The 14,804-nt window shown below is 56.0% G+C and carries 14 protein-coding genes; 4 read left to right on the forward strand and 10 right to left on the reverse strand.

Annotated elements, in window-relative coordinates; translation table 11 throughout:
• Positions 1–14 precede the first annotated feature (14 nt).
• The 3 genes from AC4ANK_RS22705 to AC4ANK_RS22715 form a co-directional block, all read right to left on the reverse strand.
• On the reverse strand, positions 15–587 hold the full coding sequence (locus AC4ANK_RS22705; protein ID WP_002552358.1) for a cupin domain-containing protein: 573 nt from the start codon (positions 585–587) through the stop codon (positions 15–17).
• An 82-nt stretch (positions 588–669) separates the two neighbouring features.
• A complete protein-coding gene (locus tag AC4ANK_RS22710) occupies positions 670–1,419 on the reverse strand; it encodes an IS5 family transposase (RefSeq protein ID WP_460382697.1) in 750 nt (249 codons plus the stop codon).
• A 171-nt stretch (positions 1,420–1,590) separates the two neighbouring features.
• Positions 1,591–3,330, reverse strand: a complete 1,740-nt coding sequence (locus tag AC4ANK_RS22715; protein WP_002552357.1) for a dipeptidase — start codon at positions 3,328–3,330, stop codon at positions 1,591–1,593.
• A 331-nt stretch (positions 3,331–3,661) separates the two neighbouring features.
• Here AC4ANK_RS22715 and AC4ANK_RS22720 point away from each other — a divergent pair, with 331 nt between their 5' ends.
• Positions 3,662–4,897: a DUF1835 domain-containing protein gene (locus tag AC4ANK_RS22720; RefSeq protein WP_002552356.1), complete on the forward strand. Its 1,236-nt coding sequence runs from the start codon at positions 3,662–3,664 to the stop codon at positions 4,895–4,897.
• Between the two features lie 92 nt (positions 4,898–4,989).
• Here AC4ANK_RS22720 and sodC read toward each other — a convergent pair whose 3' ends face one another.
• The 4 genes from sodC to AC4ANK_RS22740 form a co-directional block, all read right to left on the reverse strand.
• The gene (sodC, locus tag AC4ANK_RS22725) at positions 4,990–5,508 is read right to left on the reverse strand and encodes a superoxide dismutase family protein (protein WP_134930950.1); all 519 of its coding nucleotides are present in this window, start codon (positions 5,506–5,508) and stop codon (positions 4,990–4,992) included.
• Positions 5,505–6,254 carry an IS5 family transposase gene (locus AC4ANK_RS22730; RefSeq protein WP_460382697.1) on the reverse strand — a complete coding sequence of 250 codons (750 nt, stop codon included), beginning with the start codon at positions 6,252–6,254 and terminating at the stop codon, positions 5,505–5,507. The genes sodC and AC4ANK_RS22730 overlap by 4 nt, the downstream gene beginning before the upstream one ends.
• Positions 6,255–6,601: 347 nt before the next feature.
• Positions 6,602–7,612 carry a zinc-dependent alcohol dehydrogenase family protein gene (locus AC4ANK_RS22735; RefSeq protein WP_002552354.1) on the reverse strand — a complete coding sequence of 337 codons (1,011 nt, stop codon included), beginning with the start codon at positions 7,610–7,612 and terminating at the stop codon, positions 6,602–6,604.
• A 63-nt stretch (positions 7,613–7,675) separates the two neighbouring features.
• A complete protein-coding gene (locus AC4ANK_RS22740) occupies positions 7,676–7,984 on the reverse strand; it encodes an ArsR/SmtB family transcription factor (protein ID WP_016980457.1) in 309 nt (102 codons plus the stop codon).
• A gap of 145 nt (positions 7,985–8,129) precedes the next feature.
• On the opposite strand from AC4ANK_RS22740, the gene AC4ANK_RS22745 reads away from it, so the two are divergent.
• The 3 genes from AC4ANK_RS22745 (at position 8,130) to AC4ANK_RS22755 (ending at position 11,835) form a co-directional block, all read left to right on the forward strand.
• Positions 8,130–8,921, forward strand: coding sequence for a transporter substrate-binding domain-containing protein (locus tag AC4ANK_RS22745; protein WP_002552352.1), 792 nt, complete (start codon positions 8,130–8,132; stop codon positions 8,919–8,921).
• Positions 8,922–9,040: 119 nt separating this feature from the next.
• Positions 9,041–10,693, forward strand: coding sequence for a methyl-accepting chemotaxis protein (locus AC4ANK_RS22750; protein WP_002552351.1), 1,653 nt, complete (start codon positions 9,041–9,043; stop codon positions 10,691–10,693).
• A gap of 149 nt (positions 10,694–10,842) precedes the next feature.
• Positions 10,843–11,835, forward strand: coding sequence for a hypothetical protein (locus AC4ANK_RS22755; protein ID WP_002552350.1), 993 nt, complete (start codon positions 10,843–10,845; stop codon positions 11,833–11,835).
• A 56-nt stretch (positions 11,836–11,891) separates the two neighbouring features.
• On the opposite strand, the gene AC4ANK_RS22760 is transcribed toward AC4ANK_RS22755, so the two are convergent.
• The 3 genes from AC4ANK_RS22760 to AC4ANK_RS22770 form a co-directional block, all read right to left on the reverse strand.
• Entirely contained in the window at positions 11,892–12,911 is a 1,020-nt protein-coding gene (locus AC4ANK_RS22760; RefSeq protein ID WP_002552349.1) for a branched-chain amino acid aminotransferase, read from the reverse strand.
• Positions 12,912–13,056: 145 nt separating this feature from the next.
• Complete coding sequence (locus tag AC4ANK_RS22765) at positions 13,057–13,701, reverse strand: CatB-related O-acetyltransferase (protein ID WP_002552348.1); 645 nt, start codon at positions 13,699–13,701, stop codon at positions 13,057–13,059.
• 41 nt (positions 13,702–13,742) lie between these two features.
• Positions 13,743–14,627 (reverse strand): glycosyltransferase family 2 protein, encoded by an 885-nt coding sequence (locus tag AC4ANK_RS22770; RefSeq protein ID WP_031595613.1) that lies wholly within the window; start codon positions 14,625–14,627, stop codon positions 13,743–13,745.
• Positions 14,628–14,804: the final 177 nt, after the last annotated feature.

A 14,804-nucleotide genomic window follows, 5' to 3' on the forward strand; every position in this document is an offset into this window, starting at 1 on the left:
TTCGTCCCAATTGATCAGTAGGCACATCGGCCAGAAGAACGTTTGGCGGCAGCATCCGGCTTGAGTTTCACGATGAGCTGAACGTTGGGCTGATCACCCACGGTACGAGTCAGATGCCCGACCCTGTTGTCGCCAGGCCTTGCTTTGGAGCTGCTGTCGGCATTGAACTGCATTTCCCCGGGGCCCTGAACCAATACCGTGCCATCGGTGGTCTCCACAGACCACTGACCCTGTAAGGTGATCACCCACTGAGGGCCCGGCGCATGGTGCCAACTGCCGACGTACCCCGGCGGCAGTACCGCGTAGGCAATACTTTCTACTTCGTCGGGCGATACTCCGATCCACTGAGGCTCGGCAGGTGGCGCGTAACTTTTGAATTCCAGCCCCTCGATACGGCAATGCTCGACATGAGTGGCCCCTGTCTCGTCAGCCCAGACAGTGGCGTACTTGACGGGGGGCTGAAGCTTGCCGTTGCTGGTGGTACTTTCTTGAGAGTTTGCGGGTACAGACAGTACCGCCGCATTGACGCTACTGCTTGCCGCACAAACGGCAGCAAAGGTCAGTGCAAATGCAAAGAGCGTTTTCATGGGTAAATCCTTGTTCGCGAGAACACTGGGTGGGAAGACAACGTCGCTGTGCCACTACCAATCACTAGGGTCTGTTCCCGTTTCACATTGGCAGCCACAGAAAAGCGCAGGCCATTGCTATGACGCTTTCATAGTTTCTCTTGAGTTTGTCGAACCGAGAAGCCGCCGCCCGGAAATGCTTCAACCGGGCAAAGGCGTTTTCTACGAGATGTCGATTGCGATATAACCCTTTGTCCAGATCTGCGTTCCCTTTCAGAGAATTGCGCTTTCGTGGAATCACCACTTTGCTGCCTTGCTGCTCGACCTGAGCGCGTATCGCTTCAGTGTCGTAGCCCTTGTCCGCAATGATCACTTCTGCATTGGGCATCTTGGCAATCAACGAGGCCGCCTGCGAACAATCATTGGTCTGGCCTCCGGTCACGTCAAATGCAATGGGCAGCCCACAAGCGTCTACAGCCAGGTGAATCTTGCTGGTGTTACCGGCTCGGCTTTTTCCGATGGCCTGGTCCTGCGTGCTGGCAGCACCTGCACTGTGCTGATGAGCCTTTACATAGCTGCCATCAATGAAAACCCACTCCATGTCAGGATCGGTCATCAGCACCTCAAGCACCTTGACCCACTTGCCTGAAGCAGACCAGGCATTGAACCGCTTGTAGACCTTGCTCCAGTTTCCAAACGCTTTCGGCAGGTCTCGCCAAGGGCAACCCACACGCATGCGGTACAGCATGCCTTCAACCGTGGTGCGCAAATCTCGCTTGTTGTAGATCGATTCGTGCAGCAAAATTTCTCGAAGCTTCGGCCAGTGCTCATCACTGAGCATTAATCGGGGCATTGCAGGCTCGTATTGGTGTTGTGTGAGAACTCCAACAATACGGGCCTGTTCTCATAGAGATCAATGGGTTACGTCGAAACGGGAACAGACCCTAGGCCAGTCGCGTAATAACGCGCGATCAAACAATCACTCATCGAAACCGGACCTGCCCTGACAGGCCCGGACGTTAAATCAGAGTTTCGGTAACTGACCGATGCTCGCCATCATTTCGGTAACGATCTGCAGGTCCAGCAGAAACTGTCCGGTCGTCTTGAACTCGTTGTCCGTGTGGCCGGTATATTTGACTTCGGGCCTCGCCAGACCGAACTGCACGCCATTGGGCAGTTCATGTACCGACGTCGCGCCAGCCGAGGTGCCGAACGCATGTTCCATACCCAGATTTTCGCTGGCAACCGCAAGCAGCGCCCTGACCCATTCGCCCTCTGGATTGCGGTACATCGGCTTGGCAATGGAATAGTCGAACGCAGGCTTGATGCCGGTTTTCACGCTCCACGCTGCAAGTTTTTCGGAGATTTCGGATTTGAGCTCTTCCGGAGACCTGCCCTTGGGCACGCGCAAGTTGACCGCAAGTTTGAACGCTGTTTCATCCATCGCGACATAGGTAAGAGAAGCGGTCAGCGGCCCCATGAACTCGTCGGAGAAACCAACGCCCAACTTGTTGCCCAGATAATCAAGGCCCCAGTTGTCGGCTGCATAGCGAGCAGCGTCAGTAATCTGATTATGTCTGAGCGCGACCTTGCCTTGAAGGCTGTTGATGAAGTCAAGCATCCTCGCAACCGGGTTGACTCCAGACTGGGGCGCCGATGAGTGCGCGGAAACACCCGTCACTGTCAGCTTGACGTCATTGCCGTCGACGCTGGCATCGACCGCGAAATTGCCGCCATTGCTTTTCACGTAATCCGCACCGGCCTGTTGCAGGCTGGCAGCCAGTTGCGCAGGCTTGTCGGTTAACAGAGTAGCGACCGATTTCGATGGAATCTGGTTGGTGGCCGCACCTCCGGTCATCGAAACGATTTCAGCACCCTCGCCGTCAGCGTTGCGTCGCGCGAAACTGGCCATGACCGTCCCATAACCTTTTTCCGCGATGACAACCGGGTAGCTGCCATCCAGCGCCAGGTTGTAACCAGGCGTCGGGTTGCGTTCAAAATAGTAGGGGATTGCGTCACCCGTGGTCTCTTCAGTTGTATCGATCAGCAACTTGAAGTTTCTGGCCAGCGGCAGCTTTTCTTCCTTGATGACCTTCATGGCATAGAGCGCCACGACAATGCCATTCTTATCGTCTTCGGTGCCACGCCCATACAGGCGATCACCAATCAATGTAACCTTGAACGGATCGAGCCGCGTGCCGTCCGGCAACACCCAGTTTTCCGGCGTGACCGGTACAACATCGGCATGGACGTGAATGCCCACGACTTCATCGCCCACCCCGTCGAGCGAGACTTCATAAACACGGTTATCGACGTTGCGAAACTTCAGATCGAAGCGTTCGGCAAGGCCTTTGATCGCGTTGGCGATCTTGATGAACTCCGGGTTTTCATGCTGGGCAACGCCGTCAACACGGGCGGTTGGAATGGCGACCAGCTCACGCAATGTGTCGGTTGCCGCATTGCCATACTTCAACCGGGTATACAGACCGAGCAGGCGATGAATGTCATTCCGTTGTGCGTCGGAAAGTGTTTTGTTGTCGAGAAAGGTGTTGATGGCCGGGCCAAAATCAGCAGCTTTGACACCATCAGTGCCGGACAGACTTTTCAGAAACTGCCTGAAATCCGTGACCGATTTCTCATTGAAAGTCTTGAGAATGATCGTGCTCTGTTGTGCAGTGACGTTGGCATTCGCCACGCAGGTGAAGGACGAAAGGCTGGCCATTATCAGCGCGGTTGCGGCCAGTTGCTTGAGTGAAAGGTTCATTGTTCAGGGCATTCCTTGGCAGGTACAGCACGCAAAAATTCTGACCACTTGATCAGTAAGATTTCAAACTTACACCATGAGCAATGATGCGAGAATCCCCGCTTTGAAATGAGGCAATGCCTTAAAGGGCTCGAATGATCAATGTGCCTTGAAACACACGTGATCAATACAACCTGACCGAGTTGCAATCACCCATCCGATTACCTATATTCCGGCGTGGCGCCATCTACGCCACCTACCGCGGAAAGGGCTGCGCCCAGGATTCTGATTCGATATTCCGTCACTACGACTCCCGACCTTCAAGCGGACAAGGTTTTTGCAAGGAGATCGTATGCCCAGCAATAAAACGTCCTCGTCCCATCACGGCCGTATCAACCTCGAACAGCAGCGTAAGCGTGCCAAAGAGCTTCTGCTGCGGATGAAAGACGGCACTGCACCTGATCAGCCCATCCTGCTCGACAAAACGGCGCCGACCTTATCTGATGCCCAATGGCTGATCGCGAGGCAATTGGGCTTCAGCAGCTGGCCCAGGCTAAAGGCCCATGTCGATGCAGTCGACTTCGCAGCCCGGAATCCGGATTTCGAAGCAAGCGACGAAGCGCAAACCGTGCATTGGCGATGCGGCAGCGACATTGCCCATACGCTCAAGCTCGCGGGCTTCAAAGGCTCGTTCAAGATGCTGACAGACCCTTTGTGCATGGGGCCGGTTCAGGCTGTGCCTGAAAAGGCATATCAGGCAGCGCGCAGTCAGTACATCAGCCAGGCATTCGGGCTGAGCCTTACGGATGTCGCACGCCGGTTTGATGATGAATACACCGACCTGCAGCAAATGAGCAGTGCCGATCACTGCGTGCTGTGGTGCGAGGCAGATGCCTACGATCAGCTTTTCCTGATCAGGACGCTGTCAACCCTTGAGCAGCTGCCTGCCAGGCTTGAAATTATTCAGGTGAGCCAGATTCCAGGCGTCCAGCGCTTCATCGGCATTGGCCAACTGGCGCCCGACCTGCTTGCCTGGCTGTGGCCGCAGCGCAAGGCGATGACCAAAGAAATGCTGCATCTGGCCCGCCAGACATGGGCGGCTTACTGCAACGCCTCGCCGGTTGCCCTCGCCGAACTGGCCCACACCTCGCAACCATCATTACCCTGCCTTGCCCCGGCCCTGTTACGTCAGCTACAGGAATTACCAGGCGTCGAAGACGGCTTGTCACTCACCGAGCGCCTGTCGTTGCAGTGCATCAGCGAAGCCGGGTCAATGACCTTCGGCCAAGTGTTTGCTGAGCTGACGGACAAGCGCGAGCCTTTACCGTTTCTGGGCGACATGATGTTTCACGCGATGATGCGCCCCTTGATTGATTCTCCGACCGCGCTACTGATCGAATCAGACCCCCAACTTGAATGGCCTCGCCGCTCGCTCAGGCTAACCCCGCTGGGACAGCAAGTATTGGCCGCAAAAGCCTATTGGCCCAACTACTGCCATCAAGCGCGCTGGGTTGGCGGCGTCTGTATTCAGCCCGGACAACCTCACTGGATGATAGATAACCACTTGCGACCCCTATGGCGCGCCTGACTCTCAGGAACGCACTGACGGCCAGTTGTAACGCTGGTGATGCTGATCGGTCGCGAAATGCCTGCACCCGAACCGGACACAGGCACGGCGCATCAGATCACGCCACAGGCTGCACGATCACCGCCACCGCCCAAGGGTGCAGGGTGGTCGGAATGGTTGTCGCCGCCCGCATGAACCATCAGCGCATGGCCTTTGATTTCGGAGATTTTCTTCAACCGTGGTGCCAGTACCGGATAGTTTGCAGTGCCGTCGGCGTTAACGTACAACGCAGGCAGATCGCCTAGATGGCCATCAGCGTAAGGCCCCAGATGCTTGCCGGTTTTGGCCGGGTCAAAGTGACCGCCTGCGGCCAGCGCAGCGACCTTCTTGCCGTCCTTCGTACCGGCGTCGCAGCTGCCATTTTCATGTACGTGAAAACCGTGAATGCCCGCAGGCAAGTCTTTCAGATTCGGGGTAAACAGCAAGCCGTACTGTGTTTCGCTCACCGTCACGTTGCCAACAGGTTTGGGCGCGCCGTCAGCGCTGACCAGATTGATGGGAACGTCCAGCGATGCAGCCTGGACACTGAGGGAGAAAACGCCAAGCAGGCCTAGGGTCTGTTCCCGTTTCACATTGGCAGCCACAGAAAAGCGCAGGCCATTGCTATGACGCTTTCATAGTTTCTCTTGAGTTTGTCGAACCGAGAAGCCGCCGCCCGGAAATGCTTCAACCGGGCAAAGGCGTTTTCTACGAGATGTCGATTGCGATATAACCCTTTGTCCAGATCTGCGTTCCCTTTCAGAGAATTGCGCTTTCGTGGAATCACCACTTTGCTGCCTTGCTGCTCGACCTGAGCGCGTATCGCTTCAGTGTCGTAGCCCTTGTCCGCAATGATCACTTCTGCATTGGGCATCTTGGCAATCAACGAGGCCGCCTGCGAACAATCATTGGTCTGGCCTCCGGTCACGTCAAATGCAATGGGCAGCCCACAAGCGTCTACAGCCAGGTGAATCTTGCTGGTGTTACCGGCTCGGCTTTTTCCGATGGCCTGGTCCTGCGTGCTGGCAGCACCTGCACTGTGCTGATGAGCCTTTACATAACTGCCATCAATGAAAACCCACTCCATGTCAGGATCGGTCATCAGCACCTCAAGCACCTTGACCCACTTGCCTGAAGCAGACCAGGCATTGAACCGCTTGTAGACCTTGCTCCAGTTTCCAAACGCTTTCGGCAGGTCTCGCCAAGGGCAACCCACACGCATGCGGTACAGCATGCCTTCAACCGTGGTGCGCAAATCTCGCTTGTTGTAGATCGATTCGTGCAGCAAAATTTCTCGAAGCTTCGGCCAGTGCTCATCACTGAGCATTAATCGGGGCATTGCAGGCTCGTATTGGTGTTGTGTGAGAACTCCAACAATACGGGCCTGTTCTCATAGAGATCAATGGGTTACGTCGAAACGGGAACAGACCCTAGCCAAAGATGAGGTTTCATGATTTCAATGCGTCCCTGATCTGGTAATCGGATTGAACGTCGCGACGGGCAGCGTGAAGCGGCATGCCACGCAACGTCCTTGATGTCACAGAGGGTGTGACCACAGACCAACGCACTTGATGCAAAAAGATGACCGGGGAAAGTTATGCAAAACGTCTCGACTGGCCTGCCATCACCAAAGTTGGCAGACCAGCGACGTTGACTTGCGCTCAGCTATGGGCGCAGGGGCGCCACTCAGATATCCAGGCAGATCTTGCCGAAATGCTGATTGGTTTCCTGATAACGGAACGCCTCGACAATGTCGGTCATCGGGAAGGAGCGATCCATGACCGGACGCATGCCATTGGCATCAATGGCGCGGATCATGTCCTGCTGCTGGGTGCGGCTACCCACCAATACACCCTGCATGCGCAGTTGCTTGACCAGTGCCGGGACGAATTCCAGCTGACCGGCGACACCGCTCAGAATGCCGATGACCGAGATATGTCCAGCGACCCGTGCGGCTGTCATGGAGTGCTGCAATGTCGAGGGGCCGCCCACGTCGATGATGTGATCAACACCACGGCCGCCAGTCAGCTTGCGGGCCGTCTCGCCCCAGTTGCTGTCCTTGCGGTAGTTGATCAGGTGGTCGGCGCCCATGGCTTTCAGACGCTCCAGCTTTTCATCACTCGACGACGTCGCGATAACGGTCGCACCCACCATCTTGGCGAACTGCAACGCGAAAATCGATACACCGCCAGTGCCTTGCACCAGAACGGTATCACCAGCTTTCAACGCATCATCGACCATCAGCGCGCGCCACGCGGTCAAGCCTGCGGTGGTCAGCGTGGACGCTTCGGCATGAGTATAACCCAGTGGCGCGTGGGTGAATGAGGTGGCACGGGCAGTCACTTGCTCGCGGGCATAACCGTCAACGCCGTCGCCCGGCACAGTGACGAAACCTTCAACCAGCGGCTCGCCGCTGATCCACTCAGGGAAGAACGTGCTGACGACAGAGTCGCCGACAGCGAACTCGCTGACGCCCTCGCCTACTGCGGTTACCACGCCTGCGCCATCGGCCATGGGAATGCGTTTTTCAGTCGGTGCCCACATGCCGGTGACGACTGCGAAGTCGTGATAGTTGAGCGAATTTGCGTGCAGACGCACAGTGATCTCACCGGCTTTCGGTGCCAGTACTTCGCTTTCGCCAACACTGACCTGATCGTAGCCGCCGCCAGCCTGCACGTAGATGGTTGTATTGCTCATGGTCAATCTCCTATCAATTCAACATTACGCAAAATGACGAAATGTGTAAGTAACGCTAAAGGGTCATAGTTCTTTCTTGAGCCGATCGGCAAACCGGTCGATGGCTAGCTCGTCGCGGCGAAAATAAGTCCATTTGCCGATCCTTGTTGCCTGAACCAGCCCGGCGCGTTGCAGAATCGCCAGGTGCGCAGACGCGGTGGAAGCCGACAGACTGGCCTTGGCCTGAATGTGCGAGACGCACACGCCTATCGCCGGATCACCGTGGTCCTGTGGAGGGAAATGGGCTTGCGGGTTTTTCAGCCACTCCATGATCAACATGCGAGTGTCATTGCCGACCGCTTTGATTTGCTCAAGAATCATGGGGCACAACATTACGCTTTTTTACGAAATGTTCAACCCCTGATTTATGCCCGTACATCTGAACGCCTATTTCATTACAGCTTCACATCGGCCTGACAAATGAAGCAATCTGTCGACTCCAACAAAACCGACTGCACGGCTGAGAGCACTCAGACTCATGATGAACCTTAAATACAGCGCATTCACCGCCCTGCTGCTGGGCATGACAGGCATGGCTCAGGCTCAGGAATCCACCTCGCATCTGGACAAGGTTCTGCAAGCCGGCCAGTTGGCAGTCTGCACGACTGGCGATTACAAGCCCTATACCCTGCTGCGCGAAGACGGTGAATACGAAGGCATCGATATCACCATGGCACGCTCGCTGGCCAAGAGCCTGGGAGTTAACGTGCGGTGGGTGCCTACCACCTGGAAAAACCTGATGCCGGACATGGTTGCCGGCAAATGCGACATAGGCATGGGCGGCATCTCGGTCAGCCTGGAACGCCAGAAGAAAGCCTTCTTCAGCAATACGCTTGATGTCGATGGCAAGATTCCCCTGGTGCGCTGTGAAGACAAGGCCATGTACGAGACGGTCGAGCAGATCAATCAGCCCTCGGTGCGCTTGATAGAACCTGCTGGCGGCACCAATGAAGCCTTCGCGCGCGCTCATCTGCCGAAGGCGTCTCTGGCATTTCACGACAACAAGACCATCTTCCAGGAACTGCTGGACAAGAAGGCTGACGTGATGATCACCGATGCCTCCGAAGCGCTTTATCAGCAGAAACGTATGCCTGGCTTGTGTGCGGTCAACCCGACCGCGTACATGCAATACGGCGAAAAGGCCTACCTGTTGCCCCGCGATGATGTGACCTGGAAAAGCTACGTTGACCAATGGCTGCATTTGAGCAAGGCCACTGGCGAGTATCAGCAGGCGCTCGGGGAATGGCTGGCAGTGCCTACGCAACTGTAAAAAGTATCATTTAGCCACCATACCTAAAGCTTGAGTTCGAGACGCCGATAGTTGATGGCCAGCGATGCATTCGCAAGGTCCCGATTCAGCAGGCGAACAAACCCTAAAGAGGAACTTTCATGTCCCGAACTCAAGCGCCTCATGGCGGTTTCAATATAAAACAACGATTGATGGCCTCGACCTTCGCCATCATCGTTGCGTTTATCGCTTTGTCGTTTTTCATGATCCATACACTCAAGACATCCACTGAGAATGTCGACGCTTTGTACAACCGGGATTTTCTGGCCACCGAGGCCGTGAACAATATCGACGGTGCACTGACCCGTGTGGACATCAATATCCTGCGCATGATCGCCATCGGCAATCCGGAGCAGACTGCGGGCTGGAAAAACGAGAACGAGGCCGCTTTTGCCAAGCTTGATGAGCTGACCGTTCTGCTCGGCAAGAACACCGCTGAAACGCTGGATGTCACGCTGACCCAGCAGTTGCAGCGCGACTACACTAAGTTGCGTGATGGTATGCGGCACCAGACGAGCGTTATCCAGACGGGTGATATCGCCGCCGCCACCAACATCAATCGCACCGAGGTCAAACCCTTCGCCGAGCAGGTCTTCAAAACCCTGCAAACCCTGCGCGAGCAAGGCAAACAGAAGGCAGGCGAGCGCTTTGATGCTCAGGAAGCAAGTGCTACCCGGACCAACAACCTGTCCATCACCGCCACACTTTTGATTGCGGTGCTGGGTGTCGTGGTGACACTACTGACCATACGCAGCATTCTGGCAGCCATAGGTGGCGAACCGGATACGGTGGCCACCATTACCCGCACCATCGCCAGAGGCGATCTGAGCAGTACTATCAAGGTCAATGCCAATGACAACACCAGCGTCGCCGCTGCCGTGGTTGCCATGCAGACTCAACTGCGGGACACCCTGCAACAGATTTCAAACTCAGCGACCCAGCTGGCTGCCGCTGCTGAAGAGATGACCGCCATCACTGAAGACGGGGTTCAGGGCATCCAGCGACAGAACAACGAGATTGACCAGGCCGCGACTGCCGTCAATGAAATGACCAGTGCGGTAGAAGAAGTGGCGCGTAATGCCGAACACACCGCACGCTCTTCAAGCAACGCGACCAGCGCAGCACAAGCAGGTCTGGGGCTGGTTAAGAAGACCGTCAGCGCAATCAATACCATGAGCACCGACGTACAGAAAACAGCCGTGCTAATTGGCGAGCTGGCTGATCAGTCGCGCGACATCGGCAAGGTTCTGGATGTGATCCGTGGTCTCGCCGAGCAAACCAACCTGCTGGCCCTCAACGCTGCTATTGAGGCAGCGCGAGCGGGTGAAGCCGGACGCGGATTTGCTGTGGTGGCGGATGAAGTGCGTGCCTTGGCGCACCGCACTCAGCAATCAACCAGCGAAATCGAGCGCCTGGTCAGCAATATTCAGAACGGCACTGATCGGGCGGTGAGCTCCATGCGCAGCAACACGGAACTGGCCAGCGACACGCTCAGTATCGCCGAGGGTGCCAATGATTCTCTGAGCGTCATCAGTACAGCAGTCAGTGAAATCAACGACCTCAATCTGGTCATCGCCAGCGCCGCACAACAACAGGCACACGTTGCGCGGGAAGTGGACCGCAATCTGGTGAACATTCGTGACCTGTCTGCGCAATCTTCATCAGGTGCACAGCAGACCAGCAGCGCGAGCCGTGAATTGTCGACGCTGGCTCTGGACCTGAACAATATCGTCGGGCGCTTCCGTCTGTCCTGATGCGAGGCACACTCTGTGCGCTGCTACAGCGCGCAGAGTGCGCAAATTCCGGACCTAGCCGTCCTATATCCGCGTCTGCGTACATATTCTGTTGCAAGCCCGTTGCGCCTGAAATAGCGTGGTGTTCTGGACGAACAAGGACTACACGCATGAAGCCCGGCAAACCTATCACACGCGCATTCTGTGTCGAGTTGCAGCAAGAGCTGTCAATCGCGGCTGCCCGACGCGAATACTTCTCTCAGGAGCCGCCACGCAAACGCTTCGAGTTTCTCTGCTCGAATGAGGCTTGCAGGGCAATGGGGGCAAAGGTGACCGGGGTTCGCTATGACGTGAAACCACAGGACAACCCAACCTTCGTTGCTGCGCACTTCCGCGCCAACCCGCACTACGATCACCATCCGGAGTGTGAGTGGGTGGATGAGAGCGCAGACGAAAAGCCGGACGTTCGTGTCGAAGAAACAGATGCTCAGACGCGTGTGCGCCAGGCCAAGCGCAAGCTGGATGACTACATCGACATATTCGACCCGACGCTCAAAGCACCGGTCAAAGAGAAGTCCGGGGAAGAAAAAGCCGGTGCAGGCAATCTGCAGCCCATCGTCAGCCAGCCTTTGACCGAACCCGCATCACCCAAGGCCGCCCGCTACAGCGAAACCCGCACCAACAACCTGGAGCGCCTGGTAGACAGCTATCGACAGGCCAAGGCCGAGTTGTCACTGGACGATTTCAAGCTGTTGAAACTGAGAATTCCCGGTCAGGGCGAAGTGTCGCTACGCGGGTATTTCCGCCATATCAAGTACGCGCAAACGGGTTACAACGGCCGTGTGCTATTTGGTGGAGGGTTGATTGAGCAACGTTACGGGCTGGGGTTCAAGTTCAGGTTTTTTGACCGTATCGACGGCAAACTGGTAACGCTTTACGTATCGCCCGCGCAAATGCAGGCCTACCGTTCAAGCCGCTATATCAGTGAGTTGTTAAGCCACGCGGATGACGTGAAGTTCTTCACGGTATATGCACTGGGAACGGTCACGCAAAGTCCATCGGGCAAGAGTTATGGCCTGGAAGTCGATGACTTGCGGCATCTGGCGATTGTGTTGGGCCCAGCGAAAGACCTGGTCGAGGAAGGGAAAGCCGCTGCACCTTGAGCATGCATCCAGTGATCGTCCCAGCGCATGGCGCTGGAACGATACAGGTCAAGCTATCAGGCTTTGACGATCCAGCCGGCTGGCGCCTCGATGTCACCGGATTGCACGCCGGTCAATTCCTTGTACAGACGCTGAGTGACCGGACCGACTTCGGTCTGGCTGTAGAACACATGCAGCTTGTCCTTGTAGGAAATCCCGCCAATCGGAGTGATCACCGCAGCCGTACCGCAAGCGCCCGCTTCCTTGAAGGTGTCGAGCTGGTCGATGAATACATCGCCCTCCTCGACCGTCAGGCCAAGACGGGATTTTGCCAGTTCGATCAACGACAGGCGGGTGATGCCCGGCAGCACCGACGGTGATTTCGGCGTCAGGAACACATCATCATTGGTGATGGCAAAGAAGTTTGCCGAACCCACTTCCTCGATCTTGGAATGGGTCTGCGGGTCGAGATAGATGCAATCGGCAAAACTGTGTTTCTTGGCTTCAGAGCCGGGCATCAGGCTGGCGGCATAGTTGCCACCAACCTTGGCAGCCCCGGTGCCATTGGGCGCAGCGCGGTCATACCCGGAAATCACGAAATTGTTTGGCTTCAGGCCGCCCTTGAAATAGGCGCCCACCGGGATGCAGAAGATCGAAAAGATGAACTCCGGGGCCGTACGCACGCCGATGTTGTCACCCACACCAATCACGAACGGGCGCAGATACAACGCGCCGCCTGAACCATATGGCGGGATGAAACGTTCGTTGGCCTTGACGACCTGTTTGCAGGCCTCGATGAACACATCAGTCGGTACATGAGGCATCAACAGACGAGAACAACTGCGCTGCATGCGCTGCGCGTTCTGATCGGGACGGAAAAGATTGATCGAGCCATCCTTGCAGCGATAGGCCTTGAGACCTTCGAAGCACTGCTGACCATAATGCAGCGCGGTCGAACCCTCGCTGATATGCAGCGTGTTGTCCTCGGTCAGCGACCCCTGATCCCAGGCGCCGTCGCGCCAATGAGAAAGGTAGCGCTTGTCAGTCTTGATGTAATCGAAACCCAGAGTGTCCCAGTTGATGCTTTCTTGACTCATAACGCCCTCTATCATTTTAGCGACTGCCTGGACGAGTCAGGCCAATGCCTTATTCTGCCAGATCATTCAGGCCCTGAGGCTCGAAATAAATGCAAACCGACATGGCATTTCTGACGCACGTCCACACCCAGTCATCAACTGAGTCCTAACCAATGGCCGACTGCGTTGCCGATGCCTGACGCTGGCGAACGTAGCCGAGAAAGGCATCCATGTCAGAACTGCACAACGTTCGCGCTACGGCCTTGACCTCCTCCATCGGCCAGTCCCACCAGGCAGTTTGTAACAACAGGTCGCGAACATCCTCTTCAAAACGCCAGCGGATGAACTTGCAGGGGTTGCCCCCCACAACCGAATAGGGGGCCACATCCCTGACACCCATCGCACCAGCGGCAACGATTGCACCGTGGCCGATGTTAACGCCCGAAACAATGACAGCGTTGGCGCATATCCAGCAGTCACTGCCAATCACGACATCGCCTTTGCTGGGAGCGTAATCCTTGATATCCGCCACTTGCTCGGCCATCGCCGGAAACGGATAAGTCGTGATCCAGTCGGTGCGGTGTTCGCCGCCCAGCAGGATCTTCACCCCCTCGGCAATCGAGGTGTAAGCACCTACCCTCAGTATTGCGTCATCACCAAAATCGACAATCTCCGGCACCCCGTAAGTACCCACCCCTACCACCGCACGCGGATACTTCAACCTGATTTTTTCGGCATGCCGTTCCAGCTTGTCCATTTTGCGCAGTTGCCTGCGCACTTTCCTTGCCTTCAGAAGCTCGATGATTTTCATGGTTACCTTGAATAAATTCCATTTCAAACAGCCTCACCGCGCTACCGGTAGCTGAAAATTAAACGCTTGCAACGCCGCCAGGTTGTACGATCGGCATATTTAAACGGGATAGAGAGCAGTAGTTTCCAGGCGTATCGCTTATCCGCGACAGCGGCGTATTTCAATGCCTTGTTGACGACTTGAGTGCGGCCACTCTGATATTCGGGATGCTCACGGTAGGGCTCGATACTTTTGAGATCAGCCTCAAGCAGCACCTTGTACTTGCGTGAAAGGTTGTTGGGGTGACGTCGATAGCGTGTCACGACTTCGGGGATCACATGCATTTCATAGCCCAGGCGGGCAATTCTCAGCGTGGCCTGGAAATCCTGAACCTTTATCTCCGGATCGTAGCCGTTCGCGTCGCGCATGGCCTGCATCCGATACAGGGCCACCGGCGCCCCGACAACGACCGCACCGCGCAACACGTCGTCGAATGTCAGCCGTTCGATATAGTCGCGCGATTGGCATTTGATCGTGTTGCCGTCGCAGTCCATGTAGCTGATCAGTGCGCCTACGCAGCCGACTTCGGGGTACTCGTCGAGATACTGCGCACGGATACGCAGCGAAAACGGGAGCATGATGTCATCGAGGTCCGGTGTGGACAGATAGACGCCTTTCGCATGTCGCAGGCCATGATTGAGAGCGGCACTGACCCCCTGGTTGGCTTGGCGATAGAGCTGGAACGGGTAACGCGCCTGCAATGACTCAAGCATCGCGATGCTGTTGTCGGTCGAACCATCGTCAACGATGATGACTTCAAAATTACCGTAGTCCTGAGCAAAGATGCTCTGAAGGGCAGCTTCAAGGAAGCGCTCGGCGTTATAGCAAGGGGCGACGATCGAGACCAGGGGTTGAGGCGTGAGGCTCTGACTTTCTGAGGGCATCATGGGGTAATAGCCATAATCATTATCGGCCCTGACGGGCTCGGGAAACGGGTTATCCATAACAGGCGTTCGAAATGCGGTAAACAGCCCGTTTTTTCTATGGAAGGTCACAAACGCCCTATAACGAGGCATATCCGACCGCAAAAAATGCTGCCACCGCCGAACATTCATCAAGTGTAG

It is taken from the genome of Pseudomonas sp. Pmew2, assembly GCF_058129885.1.